We start from the raw sequence: 16077 nt of genomic DNA, 5'->3' as shown, positions 1-16077 counted from the left end.
AAGAAGTTTGGTCCAACTACTGTTCAATATGGGAAGTGCTAATCCCAGTGATTTATCTTAATATCTGACCATAGTATTCATCTCTTCCCAGTTACTTATACATAAACGCTAAAAAGGAAAAAGCCTTCCCTCACTCTGGAGTGAAGGAAGGCTTTGGGGCAGGGCTTGTCCTATATGCTACTGCTTATTTGGCAGCTTCTGTAGCTGCTGGTGCATCCGCACTTGGAGCTTTCGTAGGTTCAGTTCCAGTGTTCGTTGTTCCGGATTCATTTGCTGCAGCGGAGCTTTTTGGCAGATTGATAACGACCTTCAGATCATCCATGCCCTTCTCCAGAAAGGTCTCCAGACCCTTGGAAGCCAGTGAACTCTTAATGCCGTCCTTCTGTTCATCCGTTAGTTGATCAAAGGTTTTATCCGTACGGGATTCCACTTCAATAATGTGATACCCATAAGTCGTCTCTACCGGTTCACTAATTGTGTTCAGTGGTAAGGTCTGAGCAGCCTTTTTGAATTCCTCCACATAGGTGCCAAGGGCCTTGTCCTTATATTCGCCGCCAGCATCCTTAGATCCGGTATCATCCGAATATTTCTTGGCAATCGTTGCAAAGTCAGCACCAGCATCCAGTTGTGCCTTTACATCCTTAGCCAGCTTCAGCGCGTCCGGATTGGTGCGTTCCTTGCTATTGGCATCGGTTAACCCTATTAGGACATGGCGCAGCGTGGACACTGTAAAGTCGCCCTTCGTCGCCTCGAATTCTTTCGTCACCTGGTCATCGGTTACTTTAAGCAGCATATCCTGGTAAACCGTCAATACGCGTAACATATACGCATGGATGTCAGCTTCTGTAAGATCCTGCTCCTTAAGTGTACTCTCATAAGTGTCAGCCAATCCCGTTTTCAAGGAAGCTACTTGAGCGTCAGCCTCTTTCTCCGCTTGTTTCTTGGCTTCATCCGTTGCTTTGGTAGCTAGATATTCAAAAGCGACCTCCTGCTTCAGGATGGACTCTTTAAAGGCATCAATTTCTAAATACTGCGCCTGTTCTGGAGAAAGGAATTTCATAATCTTTTGATCCAGGGCAAACTCCTTTTCAGTAATGGTTCCGCCAGTATAGGTAGCTACGGCTGTGCTATTGTCCTCGGCGTTATCTGATTTACTGCTGCATGCAGAAAGCATCGAGAAAGAAACGGCTGCTGCTAGTGAGACGAGCAACACTTTCCAGGCTTTTTGATTATTTAACGACATTGTGTAGTTCTCCCTTCGATTTAAAAGACTGTTTGATTGCTTCCAGAAATTGTTCGAGCAAGTCAAGCAGCTCTTTATCCTCAAGCCCTTTAGACTTCACCCGGATCGCCGCTTTGGACTCCCTATCAAATTGCACACGTCTTTCAAAGCGATTTCCAACCTTAGCGAGCTTCGCTGTATCAAAAGCTCCAGTACGACCTTCGAAGAAATTAAGCGCTACCTCTTCCCCGCGTCGAACCATGGAGTCAATTCCGTACATTTTGCCATATACCTTCAAACGGGCTACAGATAAGAGATTGATGACAGCTTCCGGCAGTTCACCGAACCGGTCAAGCAGCTCGTCCTCAAGCTCGGAGGCATCCTCAAAGGAGGTAACTGCCGCAACCTTTTTATAAATCTCAATCTTCTGGATACTGTCGTAAATATACTCAGAAGGCAGATAGGCGTCAATCGACAGATCAATGACCGTGTTGCCTTCTTTAAGCGATGTATCTTCCTCGCCAAGCACAGACACCTTGCGTTTGCGGATTTCCTCGGCCAGCATCTGCGAATACAGATCAAAACCGACGGAGGCGATAAAACCATGCTGCTCTGCACCCAGCAAATTACCCGCTCCACGAATGGAGAGATCACGCATTGCAATTTTGAAGCCAGAGCCAAGCTCCGTGAATTCCTTAATCGACTGCAGGCGTTTCTCCGCCACTTCTGTCAGCACCTTATCCCGCTGATAGGTGAAGTAGGCGTAGGCGATCCGATTGGAGCGACCCACCCGTCCCCGCAGCTGATACAGCTGCGACAGGCCCATTTTGTCAGCATCATGCACGAGCAGTGTATTTACGTTAGGAATATCTACACCCGTCTCAATAATGCTTGTACTGACAAGCACATCGTACTCTCCGTCCAGAAAATCGAGAATGGTCTTCTCCAGCTCCGATTCCGACATTTGACCATGTCCGATGCCCACCCGTGCCTCAGGAACGAGCATCGAGATTTGAGCGGCCATTTCCTGAATGCCCTGAACGCGATTATACAGATAATAGACCTGCCCACCGCGGGCTAATTCACGCTCGATCGCTTCCCGGGTAAGCGTCTGACTGTGCTCAACGACATAGGTCTGTACAGGAAAGCGATTCTCCGGCGGTGTCTCAATAACAGACAGATCACGTACACCGAGCATAGACATATGCAGGGTACGCGGAATCGGAGTTGCAGTCAGGGTTAGCACATCTACGTTGGTCTTGAGCTTCTTCAGCTTCTCTTTGTGAGTCACACCAAAGCGCTGCTCTTCATCGACAATTAATAGACCCAGATCTTTAAAGATTAGATCCTGCGACAAAAGCCGGTGTGTCCCAATGACCACATCTACCGTTCCCTGCCGCACCCCTTTAATCGTCTCATTCTGCTCCTTACGACTGCGAAAACGGCTGAGCACTTGAATATTAAGCGGATAATTAGCGAAACGTTCCCGGAAGGTCTCATAATGCTGCTGCGCCAAAATAGTCGTTGGAACCAGCACAGCCACCTGCTTACCTTCGATCGCCGATTTAAAGGCCGCACGAATCGCCACTTCTGTCTTGCCATAACCTACGTCTCCGCACAGCAGCCGGTCCATCGGACGGTTCTGTTCCATATCCTTCTTAATCTCATCAATCGCCCGCAGCTGATCCCGTGTCTCCTCGTAAGGGAACATCTCTTCAAATTCATGCTGTTCTTGCGTATCTTTCTCAAAGCCATAGCCCAAAGCACTTTGCCGCTCGGCGTAGAGCTTGATCAGGTCGTCAGCAATATCCTGTACTGAAGAGCGAACCTTATTGGTAACCCGCGTCCACTCGTTGCCGCCAAGCTTGTATATCTTCGGTTCCTTTTCCTCGGAGCCTACATATTTTTGGATCAGATCGATCTGCTCAATGGGCACAGAGAGCTTATCGCCACCGGCGTAGAGAATATGCATATAATCCCGATGAATGCCGCTGACCTCCAGCGTACCGATACCCATGTACTTGCCGATACCATGGTTCTGATGGACGACATAATCACCGATCTTCAGCTCCGTATAACTCTTGATCCGTTCAGCATTGTCTATTCCCTTGGATACCTTACGAGCCTTCCTCTGCTTCTGAGAGAACAGCTCTCCTTCGGTAATCACAGCCAAATGAATCGACGGCAGCTCAAATCCAGAGCCCAGATTCCCTTGAACAATGGTGGGCTCAGCAATATCGTAATCATATAGGATTCTACGGACACGTTCGATCCGTTCCTCGCCATTGGCAAGCATTATTACCTGCACACCTGATTTATGCCAACGCTCCATCTCTGACTTCAGCACATTCATCTGGCCATGGAAATCCTGCATCCCACGGCTGATAAAGCCTAATATGTTCTGTGGCTGAATATGCGGAACCTGACGTAAAAAGATAGACATAAACAAGCTTTGAAACGGACGTTGGTACATCACTACATCACTTTCGACAGAGAGCGGCATATCAGGTAGCATTTTGCCGTTTTGCAGCAGATGCAGGTTCCATTCCGACTCGTCTCGTTCGAGTTGTTTAGCCGTTTCTAGCAATCTGGCCGGCTCATCAAGAATAAGCAGAGTATCCTCCGCCATGTAATCGTATAAATGAGAACGTTCCGGATATAGAAGACTAATATATTTATAGATTTCAGGAAAATAAGTACCTTCACGCAGCATTTCCAATTCACGGCCTATTTCTTCCCGTAAACGAATCTTCGCCTGCCGGTCGGTCATTTTCTCCAACTGCCGCTCCAGCAGCACGGAAGCTTCTTGTGACGCCACTTCCTGACGAGACTTGTCAGCGATAACTTCCTTGGAGGGGGAAATAGTCACATTTCGCACTTTATCAATAGAGCGCTGGTCCACAGGGTCAAAAGTTCTGATCGAGTCCACTTCATCATCGAACAGCTCCACCCGGTAAGCCAGGGGAGTAGTCATAGGATAAAAATCAACAATTCCGCCCCGCACGCTCAATTCGCCACGGTTCTCTACCCGCTCCACCCGTTCATAACCCATCTCAATCATGGACATCAAAAAAGCTTCAAGCTCCAGAGTCCCATCTTGCGTAACCGTAAGCTGTGCCTGAGCCATCACATGAGGGGAAGGGAGCAATCGGCGTACGCCGGAATAAGGGACAACAACAATCCCCCGAAAGCCTTGAGCACATTTTGTTAGAACCTCAATTCGCTGGGCCAACGTTTCCGGACTGGAAACGGCAGCTTCAGCGGCAACAAGTTCATTGGCAGGATAGAGCAGTACGCGTTCCGGGGAAAGCGCTTCCTGTAAATCATCAGCCATTTTCTGGGCTGAAAACATATTATGCGTTACCACCAGCAGTGGACGCGAAGTCTGTTCATGCAGTGCCGCAAGCATAATCTGTCTCGCGGAGCCAGATAAACCTGATATGAGTTGTTCCTTCATACCTGCAGCGATACCTTGGGTGACTGACTGAAAATCGGGATCCTTGGAAAAAGCTTCTATAAGACCTTGTAACAACAGGCGCACCTCTCTTACTGAACAGGCTACCGGCTAATCTCCGCCGGCACCTATTATAATTGGAATCGAAAACAAGCCTCAGCTGTAACGCCAAGGCTTGCGGATGACGATAGAGACAGGCGCTTCCACCTTACTGAAGCGGACTGGACAGCAGGCTGAGTTCCGGATTGTTCTCCAAGGCTTCCTTGCAATAATTGCAAGTAACCTTTACCGTGACCTCGCCGTCTGAATCATACGCTATGATATCTCTGCGTTCCGCAGGGGTCAAGAAATGAAGGCCCAACTGCATTTCCGTAGCATCACTTCGGTTAATGCTTCCGAGAAATGTCCGGCAGTGCCTGCAAACATAGTTTATTGCCATCTATATGCCTCCTGAGGGTAGTATATACCTTCAGTATGCCCTGCTTCGCCATCTTTAGCCTGAAGTGGTATGAGCCACTCCCCTATTTAATTAACCGTTGAATTTAGCCATCGTCTGCTCAAATGTATGCTGCAGGCTGAACTCCAGAGCGTCACATGTATCCATGATCATCTCTTTGAGTTTATCTCCATCCTTCTTGGGGAAAGTAGACAGCACATAATCCACTATGGCAAAACCAGGCTCAGGACGGGAAATGCCAATCCTTACCCGGTTGAAGCTTTGTGTACCTGTATGCTGTATGATAGATTTAATACCGTTATGCCCTCCGGCACTTCCCTGATAGCGCAAGCGAATTTTCCCGATCTCTGTATCAAGATCATCATAAACGACTATCATATCCTCAAGCTGTACTTTGTAATAATCCATGTATGCACGAACCGCTTCACCGGACAGGTTCATAAACGTCATCGGTTTAATCAATACGGTCTTGACCCCACCAATCACACCCTCACCGATCACAGATTTACATTTGTTCTGGTTGAAGGATATTCCGTGTCTAACCGCAAGCTCATCCAAGGCCATAAAGCCAACATTATGCTTTGTTTTGGCGTACTGCGGTCCAGGATTTCCTAAGCCGACAATCCATTTCATTGACGAACCTTCCCTTTCATCCGACTCTCCGGCAGGAGAAGTCCGTTTTTGGTACAATAAGTCTTATGGACTATACTCTTGTAGTAAGTAGGCCGAAATTATATTCGAAGACAGGTGATGAGCCATGTTACATCAGGGCGAGATTTTGACGCTTCAGCGCCACTTTCAGTACCATATTCAAAATGCTGTGCCTGTTGAAATCTACTTGGACAACGTACACATTGATATTGGTATTCTGACAGCGGTGGATGAAAGCTTTGTTGAATTACAGGGAACCCTTTATAATCGCGGCCTGTTCATCTTCATCTCCAGGCCCGGGTATTGAAGCAAGACGATAGCCACCGGCATCACGCCGATAAGGGTTACATCTCCGTGTACGGGGATGTAACCCTTTTTAAAAATATTAAAAGGGATGCTTTAACTTGTCCTTTTAATATTTCTACGAGAAACGGTGCTTCCCATTTCTTCTTGCTATTAGCGAATGTATATATTACAGGCTGTTGTTATACCAGCAGTTTATTCAATCTCGAACAATTTGCTGATCGACAGCTCTTCATGAACACGAATAATGGCCTCGCCCATAAGCGGAGCCACGGACAGCACCTTGAGCTTGGATGTTGGATTTAAGCTGCGAATTGGAATCGTATCCGTCACGATAATTTCTTTAATCGGCGAATTCTCCAGACGTTCATGAGCTGGACCAGATAATACAGGGTGAGTACAGCAAGCGTATACTTCCTTTACGCCGCCTTCCATTAGTGCATTGGCTCCCAGTACAATCGTTCCGGCAGTATCGATAATATCATCGATTAGAATCGCCGTTTTGCCTTCAATGTTTCCGATAATATTCATGACTTCGCTGACATTGGGTTCCGGACGACGCTTGTCGATAATCGCCAGTGGGGCATTCAGGAAATCAGCAAGCTTTCTAGCACGAACTACACCGCCATGATCAGGCGATACGACCACTGGATTCTGAATTTGCTTGGAACGGAAATACTGCGCCAAAATAGGCACGCCCAACAGATGGTCTACCGGAATATCGAAGAAACCTTGAATCTGCATCGCGTGGAGATCCATCGTAATCACACGGTGAGCGCCAGCCTTCTCGATCAGGTTTGCAACCAGCTTGGCTGTAATTGGATCACGGGAACGCGCTTTGCGGTCCTGACGAGCATAACCATAATAAGGAATAACCACATTGATGCTCTTCGCGGAGGCGCGTTTGAGTGCATCTACCATAACCAGAAGCTCCATAAGGTTATCATTTACCGGACCACAGGTTGACTGCACGATGTAAACATGGCAGCCACGGACGCTTTCCGACAGCTTGACCTGAATTTCTCCATCACTGAAACTTGTCGTATGTGATTCGCCCATCGGGATACCGATGTAGTCAGCAATTTGGCTGGCAAGCTTAGGATTAGAGTTACAGGTGAAAATTTTTAATTTGGAATCACAATAAGTCATAAAATATAAACCCTCCGTGACGGAATTTAGCTTTCCAAGGCGCCGGCGCGGATATATAAGTCCGTCCGGCGCTTTATAGCAGCGCTTTACGATGGACCCGGCTTGTCTTTCTTCGCTTTCGCACGGGAGCGGATCTTCTCCGCATATCCCGGTTTGTTCTCCTGCCGTACTCTTGCTATAGCAAGATCATTCTCTGAAACAGAACGTGTAATCGTCGACCCGGCTACAACAAAAGCACCCTTACCAACAGTGACTGGAGCAATAAGGTTAACATTGCTACCGATAAAAGCATCGTCAGCAATAGTTGTCTTAGCTTTGTTATAACCATCGTAATTGACGGTTATCGCACCACAGCCAACATTCACATTCTTGCCTACGGATGCGTCCCCGATATAGCTAAGATGAGACACCTTTGAGCCGTCACCAATGGTGGCGTTCTTGATTTCCACGAAATCACCAATCTTTACTTCTTCTCCAAGCACAGCACCAGGACGTAAATAAGCAAAAGGCCCAACGGTAGTCCGTGCGCCGACTTGTGCCTGATTCAGTACGGATTGCTTAATTACTGCTCCGTCCATAACCTGGCAGTCTTCGATTTCACTGGAGGGGCCAATCAGACAATTGTCACCGATCACGGTTTTGCCTTTCAGAAACGTGCCGGGATAAAGAACGGTGTCTGTTCCAATGATTACATCCGCCCCAATATAAGTGGAGGCAGGATCGATAATCGTCACACCATTCAGCATGTGATGCCGGTTGATGCGTTGACGCATAATACCTTCCGCTTCTGACAAGGCCAGACGGTCATTAACACCAATGGACTCCGAGGCATCCTTAGTCTGAAATGCCAGAACAAGATCGCCCTGTTCCCGCAGAATGCTGATAACGTCGGTTAAGTAATACTCACCCTGCATATTGTTCTGAGTTACGTTCTCCAGCGCGGCGAACAACTTGGCGTTATCAAAACAGTATATACCCGTATTAATCTCGAGTACGGCTGCTTCTTCGGCATTGCAATCCTTCTGCTCGACGATCTTCATCAAGCCGCCATCTTCGCTGCGTATAATTCGTCCCAATCCAGCTGGATTGTCCATCACTGCGGTCAGTACAGTAGCAGATGCCTGACGCTCTTCATGCAGCGCCATTAATCCTTTCAGCGTCTCCGGGGTAATAAGCGGAGTGTCACCGTAAGCAACAACCGTTGTTCCCTCTTCGCCACCGAGTAGATCCTTTGCCTGTTTGACAGCATGGCCGGTGCCGAGCTGAGTCTCCTGCAACACATATTCCGCTTCTTGCCCAACATAGGCTTTAACCTTCTCAGCACCATGTCCGACAACAACAATAATGCGCTGGCATCCGGTCGCTTTTACTGTATCAAGCACGTGCCCTACCATCGGCTTTTCGCAAACGGGGTGCAGCACCTTATATAATTTAGATTTCATACGCTTGCCCTGGCCTGCGGCAAGTACAACAGCCATTCTTTTCAAGAATGCCAACCTCCTACTCTTGAACTCACTACTGAATATATCTCATTCCGGGCAAAAAGAAAAGAGAACCATTAAGGCATGGTTCCCTTTTCTTCGAACCCCAATAAAAAACGGCATGACCATACGCCGCCCAAAGGGCAGCTGTCTCAGAAGAGTACGCTTATACTAAGCTCCCTCTTCGATGACCTCTTCTTCTTCCGTTGCGGCGCGATCGTACTCGGCCAGAACCGCGGATTGAATCTTCTCGCGTGTTCCCGAAGAGATCGGGTGTGCGATATCGCGGAATTCGCCGTCCGGTGTACGCTTGCTGGGCATTGCAACAAACATCCCGTTATTACCATCGATCACGCGAATGTCATGAACAACAAACTCGTTATCGATTGTAATGGATGCAATTGCTTTCATTCTCCCCTCAGAGTTGACGCGGCGGAGTCTTACATCCGTAATTTGCATGTGTGTGTTCACCACCTTTTTCCATCAGAGACTTGGTGTATAATTCCACACAGCAAAGCGAATTCCTTCTTTTGAATTCCATAAAATGCCTATATAAGAAGATTATTTTTTAGTATCCATTGATTTCGACAGATATCGCGCGCTTTTCTAAGTATTCCTGTGGGATTCGACAATCTTCTCGTTTTTTGAAAAGATAGAACAGTGACGTTCCAATAGTTAAGAGGAGAAATAATTCCCGGGATACGCTGATATCCGCCGTACCTTAGAGTCCACCTCATTAAGCTTCACAAGAGAAACATAGTCATGCAATAGGCGTTCCTCTGATTCAACAGCACCTGATTCCACCAATACCCCTACGCCAGCAACCTCCGCATTGAACTCACCAAGCAGATCAACCATGCCACGTACCGTACCGCCTGCTTTCATGAAGTCATCCACAATCAGTACCCGTGATTTCTCCTTGAGCGCCCGTCTGGACAGTGACATCGTATGAATGCTCTTATGTGATCCAGATACATAGTTTATGCTTACTGCCGAGCCTTCTGTGACCTGATGATCACGGCGTACCAACACTACAGGCAGTCCAAGCTGAGCAGCCGTCGCATAGGCTAGTGGGATCCCTTTAGTCTCCACCGTCATGACCACGTCAATATCCACTCCATGGAAAGCGGTCGCGATGATCTTTCCCGCCTGCTCCATTAAAGACGGAAGTCCAAGCAGGTCTGACATATACAAGTAACCACCCGGTAAAATCCGGTCACTTTGTTCCAATTGTCCGCACAAACGGTGTACGAAGGATAATGCCATCTCTTTGGGCATCCTCGGGATATAACGAACTCCACCTGCTGCTCCAGCCAAAGTCTGCAGCTCGCCCATACCCTCGCCTTCAAATACCTCTTTTATAATTGCCAAATCCTCACTGATGGATGACTTGGCCGCTCCGTATCGCTCAGCAAATGTAGACAGCGGCAGCAGGTCATGCGGCTTGTCGAGTAAAAATTGGGTCATGTCTACCAAACGCTGACTTCTTTTAAGTTTCTTCACGGAATGCTCCTCGCCAAAACCGAATATTATAGAAAAATATATCACTTTTGTACGGGTTTATACAAGAGATCATGCTAAGTAAGCGATCGCACCGCATAGACTTCCTTGCAAAATCCGCGCAGCCCGTTATAGATTCTTGCTACCTTGGACTGCTTGGACACCAGACCGAATACAGTTGGTCCGCTGCCAGACATTAGCACACCATCTGCGCCGAGCTTAACCATTGCTTCCTTGAGCTGCTGCACCTCCGGGTGCAGCTTTAAGGTCACATCCTCAAGCACATTGCCCAGTCTGTTGCACACAGCGCCAAAATCCCCAGCTTCGATAGCATCCTGCATCTCGCGTGCTGACGGATGCACGACAATGTTATTGCTACGGACGCGTCCGTATACCTCAGCCGTCGATACATTGATTGGCGGCTTTGCCAACACAACCCAACATTGCGGCGGGTTAGCAATCGGGGTTAGCTTCTCACCACGGCCTGTAGCCAAGGCTGTGCCGCCAGTGACACAGAACGGGACATCCGAGCCCAGCTCGGCGCCCAGTTCCTGTAGCTCCTGCATGGGAATTCCCAGGTGCCAGAGCCGATTGAGCCCGCGCAGCGTAGCCGCGGCATCACTGCTGCCGCCAGCCAGGCCGGCAGCTACCGGTATTCTTTTATCCAGATGAATATGTACCCCACTCTGAACATTATAGCGGTCTTTAATAAGCCTCGCCGCCTGGAAAGCCAAATTCTTCTCATCCAGTGGAATATATCCAGCTTGACTTGATATTATAATTGAATCTCTCCGCAGCTCTGACAGCTCTAAACGATCTGCCAGATCCACCATGGTCATAATCATTTCTACCTCATGAAATCCGTCAGCCCGTTTGTGAAGCACATCCAGCATCAAATTGATTTTAGCTGGCGCTTTCTCATACATTTTCAAGGCGTTCACCCACCTTCAACTTTTCCCGTAAAAACAACTTAACATATTATATGAGAAACGGGTAACTAAGTCCATTCGGAAGTTTAAGAAAAACTCATCACAGAATCCATATACAGTAAAAAGACGCTATCTTGTTAGGATAGCATCCTTTGCATTTACATTCTTCTTTTATGCAAATGTTTACGATTTCCGTGCGGCCTGTTCAGCAAGCTGAATCGCTCTCTTCACCATATTCCCGGCATCCTGTGCTCTGATTCCGCCCCAGCCATCCCGTTCCACAGTTTCGTAAAAACCAAGCTCCTTAGCCAGCTCCGTCTTCAGTTCTTCTGACATCACGCCCCGTTTTCTCCGGCTCATGATAGAATCCCTCCTCACGGTAAGTAGATGATGAACTCATTGCCCGTTTAGTATGCTTGTTGCGGTCAAGGTTCATACACCAATTATCTTCCCGCAAGAGGTTATTACAGCAAAAAACAGCCATCCGCAAGGGAGGCTGCTCGTAGACCATTAAGCTTTAATATACATAATCCGCATCTGCCCATCATCTTCACAAACTGTAACTTCCACAGATTCGGTAAGGATATCGGCATAGCTGTAGGAGACTCGCTTGAAGGTTTGCTGCTCCTGATCCAGTTTAACAATAAATACAGAAGGGTACGTTTCTTCCAGGACACCGGTACGTTCAACGGTTTTGCGACGACCACCGTTTGCACGCAACGTGATCTTATGACCGACATGAGCGTCGAGACTGCGTTTAATTTCCAACAGCGCGTTATTAGCCATTACCTGACGACCACCTCTTTCCTTGTCCATTATACAACCTTCTACAAGCATTGTCAAATCAAATAAATAATTATAGATGATGCAAAAAAAGTTGTCAACGGAATTTTTTTTGAAGATAGCAAAGTCTTGTTAATGGCCTTGTTATAAGTAATATCTGTGATCCCTGATCAAAAAAAAGAAAGGGCGAGCCCATGGCTCATCCTTTCTTAGGCCCCTGTTAGGGGCTTAGCGGCACTTACTATCATGTGCAGCCCTCTTTAACCTTTATACTGCTGAAGGCGTCACCTTTAGCGCAGATAGGTTCTGCAGACGTGGCATTCCGATCCGGAAGCTGCCACGGGTCTCAATTCCCCCAACTCCCTGACTTCCGCTAATGGTGTGGTTTAATACATCGCTCAGATTCACCGTATCCCGGATAGAGGTAAATGAGGCTTTTGCCGCCACATATACCGGGTCCAGAGCATGAATTAGAATCCGTCCAGGAGAGCTAGCGAAATTGGCCCCTGCTCCCAGCAGCGCTTCAAAATGAGATTGGCAAGCACCCGCAACTATGGTCAGGGCATCGAAATGCCTTTCATACTCCCGGGCTACACGAATCGCAGCAACGAAATTTTGCGAATTTTTGTAGCTGCTCAGACTATAGAGATCATAAGTATGCTGTTGCTTCAGCACCCCGTCATGGCCGGTAATTACCACAATATCCGGACGTACACGGGGCAGCAGCCGGTACAGGGTTTCTGCCATGGACGATTCATGAACATGATGCCCTTCCGCAGGAATTCGCAGTTGCTCGTATAAGCTAAGGCTCTTATTCAAGTATGCCGGATCGCCGTCTAGATGCAGCACTTTACCAGGCACTTCAAAATAAGCCGCTTCCTTGGGAGATTGGCTCCATACCCCGCCTAGGCTCTCCCCACTGCGCTGGCTTTGCTCCTGACGATCCTTGCGCAGCTGTGTCAATGATTCCTTCGCCTTAATCTGTGCCTGCTGCCCGAGCTCTGTAACGCGGCTGGGAGGCACCTGTACCAAGTCGATCAGTGGAGAATCCGCTAATAGACGAAATTCTGTCCCTTTGATGACGGCCCGATTCTGCACGATATGTTCCACTCGGAAAGTCACATCACCGCCATAAGATTTACGAACGACCAAGTCTCCTAAATTCATTCAAACCACCACCTCTATCCCATCGTATGGGCAAAGGTCTCTATTGGTTCATAAGAAGTCATGTTTTTAACTTACGCTATACCTGCAGCCAGCAGCACAGTGCTTAGTCTGGCGTACTCTTCAAGACTCAGAGTCTCTCCTCGACGAGAGGGTTCGATCTCTGCTTCAGCCAGCAAGGCCTCCAGACGCTCGCGTCCTTCCTCTGGGAAGTAACGGGCCTTTAGATTATTGGCGATCGTCTTGCGGCGCTGAGTGAAGCAGGCATGTACCACTTCAAAAAAGTGCTTCTCATCCGCTACCTCCACCGGTGGACGTTCCCGTACCTTCAGACGGATCACGGCCGAATCAACATTTGGTTCAGGAATAAATGCAGTGCGCGGCACTATGCAGACTAGTTCAGGATCGCTATAGTACTGCACGGCGATGCTCAGACTGCCGTACTCTTTGCCACCTGGAGACGCCGCCATACGCTCAGCAACCTCTTTCTGAATCATAACAACAATATTGTCAAGTGGCAGTTTCTCCTCCAGCAGCTTCATGAGGATAGGTGTTGTCACATAGTAAGGCAAATTGGCCACTACACTGACTTTATCCACGGAGGCAAAGTCCTCTGTAAACAGCTCCTGCAGATTCACCTTAAGTACATCGTCAATACGAACCTTTACGTTTGGATAGGGTGATAATACATCGCGTAAGATAGGTACTAACCGCCGATCAATCTCCACAGCGGTTACCGCACCAGCAACTCTAGCCAATCGCTCAGTCAAAGAGCCAATACCCGGACCGATCTCTAGTACCCCTGTCCCCTCATTTAATTCTGCAGCATCTACAATTTGGTCCAAAACGTTTTGATCAATTAAAAAATTCTGTCCCAAACTTTTTTTGAACGAAAACTTGTAACGCTGAATAATTTCTTTTGTCCGTCTTGGCGATGAAATATCCTCTTTGCCACTCATGAAGTAATGCCTCCCAGATCAATTTGTGCGAGAGCGCAAGCAAATTCCTCCCGCGTGATTCCGAACATCGCCAGCCGTTTGTACAGCTGTTTGCCGTTGCAATATCCAATTCCAAGTAAATTCCCGAGCGCCATACGTCTCTCAGCAGCATTGGAGTTTACAAGCATCCCTGCCTCCATAAGATCTGCTATCTCGATAAGGATTGGAGCACCTTCAAACGAAGTATGAACATTCTCCAATGCATGGCGTATAGCCTCAGGTGAGGCATTCTCTACCCCAATATCCCCTTTACGGGTTGCATCCTTCTCCGGAATGAAAGCATGCTTGCAGCCAGGTACCTTTGTAGAAACAATCTTGCGAATTCGCTCTCCGGCATGATCGGGATCAGTTAATATGATAACGCCCCTGCGCTCCATAGCGAGCGTAATTTTAGCAATCACGGTTCGATCTACAGCTGATCCACCGGTCTCAATCGTATCTGCCTGCACTGCTCGTTTGATAGCTACAGTATCGCTTTTGCCTTCTACGACAATTAACTCCTTGATCATTTTCTTTCGTCCTTCCCAAAAACGCAAAAAGAAGAGGATTCGCTCCTCTTCTTTTTGGCTAAAGAATGTATAAGTGATGAGCGGTAGCTCTGCGAACATTTAGTAATCATTTGCGATTCCCTAATTAGCTATCATCACTATAGCTTATTGACCGATATTTTGCAAAAGGTTACGGGTTAGTTGAGCTCTGGTTTCACGGGTCCAATTACGTATACGGTTCTTGATTTGCGACCGAAATTGCGAGCATGGCTTAGTGAATCGTAATAGATATCAAGCTTGTTACCTTTAATGGCACCACCCGTATCTTCTGCACGACGGAATCCTAAGCCTTCGATATAGACCCACCAGCCGATAGGGATTACATCTGGGTCAACAGCGATGGTCCGACCTTCCGTTACCCGTGTTCCGGAGGCTGTGCGATTGCCAATGCCAGGCTCTTCGCCAGAATATGCCGTCATCGAGACGTTTTTAATCACTTTTTTGTATTCAAAATCTACGCCTGCCTTACTTGTGACGTTGTTGCTGCTTACTTTGACTGATTTGGAGGAGGTCTTGGCCTTCGTTTTGGAAGTAGTGGCAACAGCTACTACAGGTTTAGGAATGGCTTTGGTCCCAATGGCAATAATCTTGTCTTTGGTCACTGTCTGCACTTCCTTACCGATCATGCGCATAGAAGCGAGTTCCCCATCTTGGTAGGTCTTCTCGATATGCTGAATCATGACGCCTGGTTTGCCTGCCTGTGCCACTCTTACTGTACCTTTGTAAAGTGAGGGGTCTGCTGTCTTGATAACCCGGAAAGGTAGGCTTGTTGTCCGCTGTACAGTTTGTTTATTAATGCGGACAATCTTAATTTCCATGTTAGCAGAAACTGTGGTGTCTAACGAAGGGAAAATCTTATCGTTTGGGGCTAGGGAAATGCCCGCTTTGCTGACCACCTGACCAATAGTATCTTCGGTCGAATACAGCATTTTTGTTGCTCCGTCTGCAGTAAGGCTAAACTTTTGCGCACGGTTAATTACGACACGGTCGCCGTCTTTTATCTCATCACTTATGCCTGCGGATAATTCATCATGTGGCTGCAGCGAAATTTGTTCATTTGCCAGCACATCGCTAAGGAGCGATTCACGCGTTTCAAGCGTTTGTACTTGCCCGTCTATAACTAAAACTATTTGTTTGCTGCTCTGACCGTGTACGTACAGCAGAATTAATAGCGCGATAGCGATTGATATCACACCTGCAAGTAAAAGTACGCGTAGGTTTACCTGCTTCCACCGTAATGCGAAAGACCTGCTGGATGATTGCGAATCATGGGATACCTCTGGTTGGAATACGCCCATTCTCTCCATCCTCCTTACATAGCCCCGTCGTCCAAGCATAACAAGATGACTGAATTTTTTCTGACGAAACTAGTTTGAGATTGCCACAGGATACGCCCGCATTGCACTAGCGTTTCCTGCTCATGGATCGCCTGCTCGGC

16 protein-coding genes are annotated in these 16077 nt (G+C 47.7%); 1 reads left to right on the top strand and 15 read right to left on the bottom strand.

Annotation, left to right across the window (positions count from 1 at the left end; genetic code table 11):
• Positions 1 to 184: 184 nt before the first annotated feature.
• The 4 genes from GJB61_RS30115 to pth all read right to left on the bottom strand — a co-directional run bounded on the left by GJB61_RS30115 (position 185) and on the right by pth (position 5766).
• Positions 185 to 1243, bottom strand: a complete 1059-nt coding sequence (locus GJB61_RS30115; RefSeq protein WP_154122705.1) for a peptidylprolyl isomerase — start codon at positions 1241 to 1243, stop codon at positions 185 to 187.
• The gene (mfd, locus tag GJB61_RS30110) at positions 1230 to 4754 is read right to left on the bottom strand and encodes a transcription-repair coupling factor (protein ID WP_154122704.1); all 3525 of its coding nucleotides are present in this window, start codon (positions 4752 to 4754) and stop codon (positions 1230 to 1232) included. The genes GJB61_RS30115 and mfd overlap by 14 nt, the downstream gene beginning before the upstream one ends.
• A gap of 130 nt (positions 4755 to 4884) precedes the next feature.
• A complete protein-coding gene (locus tag GJB61_RS30105; RefSeq protein WP_154122703.1) occupies positions 4885 to 5115 on the bottom strand; it encodes an anti-sigma-F factor Fin family protein in 231 nt (76 codons plus the stop codon).
• A 90-nt stretch (positions 5116 to 5205) separates the two neighbouring features.
• A complete protein-coding gene (gene pth / locus GJB61_RS30100) occupies positions 5206 to 5766 on the bottom strand; it encodes an aminoacyl-tRNA hydrolase (RefSeq protein WP_154122702.1) in 561 nt (186 codons plus the stop codon).
• 124 nt (positions 5767 to 5890) lie between these two features.
• On the opposite strand from pth, the gene GJB61_RS30095 reads away from it, so the two are divergent.
• The gene (locus tag GJB61_RS30095; RefSeq protein ID WP_154122701.1) at positions 5891 to 6091 is read left to right on the top strand and encodes a hypothetical protein; all 201 of its coding nucleotides are present in this window, start codon (positions 5891 to 5893) and stop codon (positions 6089 to 6091) included.
• A gap of 191 nt (positions 6092 to 6282) precedes the next feature.
• On the opposite strand, the gene GJB61_RS30090 is transcribed toward GJB61_RS30095, so the two are convergent.
• From GJB61_RS30090 to GJB61_RS30040, 11 genes are all read right to left on the bottom strand, one after another.
• A complete protein-coding gene (locus tag GJB61_RS30090) occupies positions 6283 to 7236 on the bottom strand; it encodes a ribose-phosphate diphosphokinase (RefSeq protein ID WP_154122700.1) in 954 nt (317 codons plus the stop codon).
• Positions 7237 to 7322: 86 nt separating this feature from the next.
• Positions 7323 to 8723: a bifunctional UDP-N-acetylglucosamine diphosphorylase/glucosamine-1-phosphate N-acetyltransferase GlmU gene (glmU, locus tag GJB61_RS30085; protein WP_154122699.1), complete on the bottom strand. Its 1401-nt coding sequence runs from the start codon at positions 8721 to 8723 to the stop codon at positions 7323 to 7325.
• A gap of 165 nt (positions 8724 to 8888) precedes the next feature.
• On the bottom strand, positions 8889 to 9176 hold the full coding sequence (gene spoVG / locus GJB61_RS30080; protein WP_020425826.1) for a septation regulator SpoVG: 288 nt from the start codon (positions 9174 to 9176) through the stop codon (positions 8889 to 8891).
• A 216-nt stretch (positions 9177 to 9392) separates the two neighbouring features.
• The gene (gene purR / locus GJB61_RS30075; protein ID WP_239713861.1) at positions 9393 to 10220 is read right to left on the bottom strand and encodes a pur operon repressor; all 828 of its coding nucleotides are present in this window, start codon (positions 10218 to 10220) and stop codon (positions 9393 to 9395) included.
• Positions 10221 to 10294: 74 nt separating this feature from the next.
• Entirely contained in the window at positions 10295 to 11149 is an 855-nt protein-coding gene (gene ispE, locus GJB61_RS30070; RefSeq protein ID WP_154122698.1) for a 4-(cytidine 5'-diphospho)-2-C-methyl-D-erythritol kinase, read from the bottom strand.
• 180 nt (positions 11150 to 11329) lie between these two features.
• Positions 11330 to 11506 (bottom strand): small, acid-soluble spore protein, alpha/beta type, encoded by a 177-nt coding sequence (locus GJB61_RS30065; RefSeq protein ID WP_154122697.1) that lies wholly within the window; start codon positions 11504 to 11506, stop codon positions 11330 to 11332.
• A gap of 150 nt (positions 11507 to 11656) precedes the next feature.
• On the bottom strand, positions 11657 to 11932 hold the full coding sequence (gene veg, locus GJB61_RS30060; protein ID WP_154122696.1) for a biofilm formation stimulator Veg: 276 nt from the start codon (positions 11930 to 11932) through the stop codon (positions 11657 to 11659).
• 264 nt (positions 11933 to 12196) lie between these two features.
• A complete protein-coding gene (gene yabG, locus GJB61_RS30055) occupies positions 12197 to 13096 on the bottom strand; it encodes a sporulation peptidase YabG (RefSeq protein ID WP_154122695.1) in 900 nt (299 codons plus the stop codon).
• A gap of 71 nt (positions 13097 to 13167) precedes the next feature.
• Positions 13168 to 14052 carry a 16S rRNA (adenine(1518)-N(6)/adenine(1519)-N(6))-dimethyltransferase RsmA gene (gene rsmA, locus GJB61_RS30050; RefSeq protein WP_154122694.1) on the bottom strand — a complete coding sequence of 295 codons (885 nt, stop codon included), beginning with the start codon at positions 14050 to 14052 and terminating at the stop codon, positions 13168 to 13170.
• A complete protein-coding gene (gene rnmV, locus GJB61_RS30045; protein ID WP_154122693.1) occupies positions 14049 to 14600 on the bottom strand; it encodes a ribonuclease M5 in 552 nt (183 codons plus the stop codon). The genes rsmA and rnmV overlap by 4 nt, the downstream gene beginning before the upstream one ends.
• Before the next feature lie 176 nt (positions 14601 to 14776).
• The gene (locus tag GJB61_RS30040) at positions 14777 to 15937 is read right to left on the bottom strand and encodes a 3D domain-containing protein (protein ID WP_154122692.1); all 1161 of its coding nucleotides are present in this window, start codon (positions 15935 to 15937) and stop codon (positions 14777 to 14779) included.
• Positions 15938 to 16077: the final 140 nt, after the last annotated feature.

The organism is Paenibacillus monticola, assembly GCF_009664975.1.
In the GTDB taxonomy this organism is placed as follows: Bacteria; Bacillota; Bacilli; order Paenibacillales; family Paenibacillaceae; genus Paenibacillus_AQ; species Paenibacillus_AQ monticola.
The sequence above is the reverse complement of the archived record's forward strand: the minus strand, read 5'-3'. Positions and strand labels throughout refer to the sequence as shown.

What these genes read in the sequence shown, in the direction of transcription:
- GJB61_RS30115 (WP_154122705.1), bottom strand. Translation starts at nt 1,243, where the DNA reads ATGTCGTTAAATAATCAAAAAGCCTGGAAAGTGTTGCTCGTCTCACTA.
- GJB61_RS30105 (WP_154122703.1), bottom strand. Translation starts at nt 5,115, where the DNA reads ATGGCAATAAACTATGTTTGCAGGCACTGCCGGACATTTCTCGGAAGC.
- pth (WP_154122702.1), bottom strand. Translation starts at nt 5,766, where the DNA reads ATGAAATGGATTGTCGGCTTAGGAAATCCTGGACCGCAGTACGCCAAA.
- GJB61_RS30095 (WP_154122701.1), top strand. Translation starts at nt 5,891, where the DNA reads ATGTTACATCAGGGCGAGATTTTGACGCTTCAGCGCCACTTTCAGTAC.
- GJB61_RS30090 (WP_154122700.1), bottom strand. Translation starts at nt 7,236, where the DNA reads ATGACTTATTGTGATTCCAAATTAAAAATTTTCACCTGTAACTCTAAT.
- spoVG (WP_020425826.1), bottom strand. Translation starts at nt 9,176, where the DNA reads ATGCAAATTACGGATGTAAGACTCCGCCGCGTCAACTCTGAGGGGAGA.
- GJB61_RS30065 (WP_154122697.1), bottom strand. Translation starts at nt 11,506, where the DNA reads ATGAGCCGGAGAAAACGGGGCGTGATGTCAGAAGAACTGAAGACGGAG.
- veg (WP_154122696.1), bottom strand. Translation starts at nt 11,932, where the DNA reads ATGGCTAATAACGCGCTGTTGGAAATTAAACGCAGTCTCGACGCTCAT.
- yabG (WP_154122695.1), bottom strand. Translation starts at nt 13,096, where the DNA reads ATGAATTTAGGAGACTTGGTCGTTCGTAAATCTTATGGCGGTGATGTG.
- rsmA (WP_154122694.1), bottom strand. Translation starts at nt 14,052, where the DNA reads ATGAGTGGCAAAGAGGATATTTCATCGCCAAGACGGACAAAAGAAATT.
- rnmV (WP_154122693.1), bottom strand. Translation starts at nt 14,600, where the DNA reads ATGATCAAGGAGTTAATTGTCGTAGAAGGCAAAAGCGATACTGTAGCT.
- GJB61_RS30040 (WP_154122692.1), bottom strand. Translation starts at nt 15,937, where the DNA reads ATGGGCGTATTCCAACCAGAGGTATCCCATGATTCGCAATCATCCAGC.